2 protein-coding genes are annotated in these 2,669 nt (G+C 74.9%); both read left to right on the top strand.

The features are described from left to right. Window positions 1-1,382 (top strand): Pls/PosA family non-ribosomal peptide synthetase (locus VR44_RS38550; RefSeq protein WP_045952344.1); only part of this gene is annotated, 1,382 nt, incomplete at its 5' end. 76 nt (window positions 1,383-1,458) lie between these two features. Further along, the coding region (locus tag VR44_RS38545; RefSeq protein WP_045952343.1) for a M1 family metallopeptidase at window positions 1,459-2,669 on the top strand (1,211 nt) is incomplete at its 3' end.

The following is a 2,669-nucleotide window of genomic DNA, read 5'->3' as shown; positions in this document are numbered from 1 at the left end:
TGTGGCGGGCCATGTACGGGGCGACCGGCGTCGGCCTCACGGCCCTGCCCCTGCTCGCCGCCCTGCCCGCCCTCCTCGTGGCGGGCCGGCTCGTCCCCGCCGGCGCCGGCCCGGCCCGGGCCCTGCGCGGGGCGCTGCTCGCCGTGGTGCCCGGCGCCCTCGCCTACGGGCTCGCCTACGCGCTGCTGGTACTGGTCTGCGTACGCCTGCTCAGCCTCGGACTGCGTACCGGCCACCACCCCACGCACAGCCGGACCGGCTGGCAGGCCTGGGCGGTCACCCAGCTGATGGACCTGGCCCGGGACACCCTCTTCCCGCTGTACGCCGCGCTGGTCACCCCCGTCTGGCTGCGACTGCTCGGCATGCGCGTCGGCCGCCGCGCGGAGGTCTCCACCGTCCTCGGACTGCCCAGCCTCACCACCGTCGGCGACGGCGCGTTCCTCGCCGACGACACCCTGACCGCCCCCTGCGAACTCGGCGGCGGCTGGGTGCGGATCGGGCCGTCGCGTATCGGGCGCCGTGCCTTCCTCGGCAACTCCGGCATGACCGCCCCCGGCCGCAGGGTCCCCGACGACGGGCTCGTCGGCGTCCTGTCCGCCACCCCCAAGAAGGCCAAGAAGGGCGGCTCCTACCTGGGCCTGCCACCGGTGAGGCTGCCGAGGTCGGCGGCCGCCGCCGACCAGGGGCGTACGTACGACCCGCCCGCGCGCCTGCTGTGGGCGCGCGGCCTGGTCGAACTCTGCCGGCTCCTGCCCGTGTTCTGCTCGGCCGCCCTGGCCGTCCTGAGCGGGGCGGCGCTCTGCGCCCTGACGGGTCTCCTGGGCCCCGGAGGGGCCGCGCTGCTGTCCGGAGCCGTCCTGCTCACCGCCGGGGCGGCCGCCTGCGCGGTCACCGTGGCCGCGAAATGGCTGCTGGTGGGCCGGCACCGGGCCGGCGAGCACCCGCTGTGGAGCGCCTTCGTCTGGCGCAACGAGCTCGCCGACACCTTCGTCGAGGTCCTCGCCGTGCCCTGGCTGGCCGGATCGGCGCCCGGCACGCCGCTGCTGACCCTGTGGCTGCGCGGGCTCGGCGCCCGCATCGGACGCGGGGTGTGGTGCGAGAGCCACTGGCTGCCCGAAACGGACCTGGTGGTCCTCGGTGACGGCGTCAGCGTGAACCGGGGCTGCGTGTTGCAGACGCATCTCTTCCACGACCGGATCCTGCGGACGGATACTGTGGTGCTGCGTGAGGGCGCCACCCTGGGCCCGGGCGGGATCGTCCTGCCCGGGAGCACGATCGGAGCCCGCGGCACGGTGGGCCCCGCCTCCCTCGTGATGGCCGGGGAATCCGTCCCCGACGACACCCGCTGGCTGGGCAACCCGATCGAGGCGTGGCGCTCCTGAACCCGCGCTCCGCGACCGGCGGCAGGACGGCCCACCGGCACCCCGGACGAGTGAGGCACAGGGAGCGGACACGGCAGTGAACGGCCAGCAGACACCGGCACCGGACCCGTACTTCCCGGACAACGGCGACCCCCGCTACCGCGCCCACCGCTACGAACTCGCCCTGGACTACCGCCCCGCACCCAACCGGCTCACCGGCCGGGCCCGGATCAGCGCGATCGCCGGACCGGCGGCGCTCCCCGAGTTCCGGCTCAACCTCGCCCCGTTCCGGGTGGGCCGGGTCCTCCTCGACGGCCGGACCGCGCACTACACCCACCGCGCGGGCCTCCTGCGGATCCGGCCCGCCAAACCCCTGCCGCCGGCCGCGGCCTTCACCGTGGAGGTGCACTGGTCGGGCAACCCGAAGCCGGTGCGCAGCCCCTGGGGCGGCCTCGGCTGGGAGGAGCTGACCGACGGCGCGCTGGTGGCCAGCCAGCCGGTCGGCGCCCCCTCCTGGTACCCGTGCAACGACCGCCCCGCCGACAAGGCCTCGTACCACATCTCCCTCAACACGCCCTCCGCCTACACCGGGGCGGCCGGCGGCCGGCTGCTCACCCGCACCACCGGGGCCAGCACCACCACCTGGGTGTACGAGCAGCCCGCGCCCACCTCCAGCTACCTCGTCGGCCTGTCCGTCGGCATGTACCGGACCGTGTCGCTCGACGGCGCCGGCCCCGGTGAGGTCCTCCAGAACGCCCATGTGCCCGCGCACCTGCTGCCGCGGTTCTCCCACGACTTCGCCCGCCAGCCCGCCATGATGCGCCTGTTCGAGGACCTGTTCGGGCCCTACCCCTTCGGGGAGTACACGGTCGTCGTCGCCGACGAGGAACTCGACGTCCCGGTGGAGGCCCAGGGCCTGTCCGCGTTCGGCGCCAACCACGTGGACGGCGCCCGGGGTTCGGAGCGGCTCATCGCCCACGAGCTCGCCCACCAGTGGTTCGGCAACAGCGTCACCATCGCCGACTGGCGGCACATCTGGCTCAATGAGGGCTTCGCCAAGTACGCCGAATGGCTCTGGTCGGAACGCTCCGGCGGCCGCGCCGCCCACGAACTGGCCGCCGCAGCCCACCGGCTGCTCGCCTCACGCCCGCAGGACCTGCGGCTGTCCGACCCGGGCCGCAAGCTGATGTTCGACGACCGCCTCTACCAGCGCGGCGGCCTCACCGTCCACGCCCTGCGCTGCGCCCTGGGCGACGGGGCCTTCTTCCGCATGCTCCGCGACTGGGCCGTGGGGCACCGGCACGGTGT

Origin of the sequence: Streptomyces katrae (assembly GCF_000966975.1) — a bacterium.
In the GTDB taxonomy this organism is placed as follows: domain Bacteria; phylum Actinomycetota; class Actinomycetes; order Streptomycetales; family Streptomycetaceae; genus Streptomyces; species Streptomyces katrae.
This window is presented reverse-complemented; position numbering and strand designations above follow the sequence as displayed.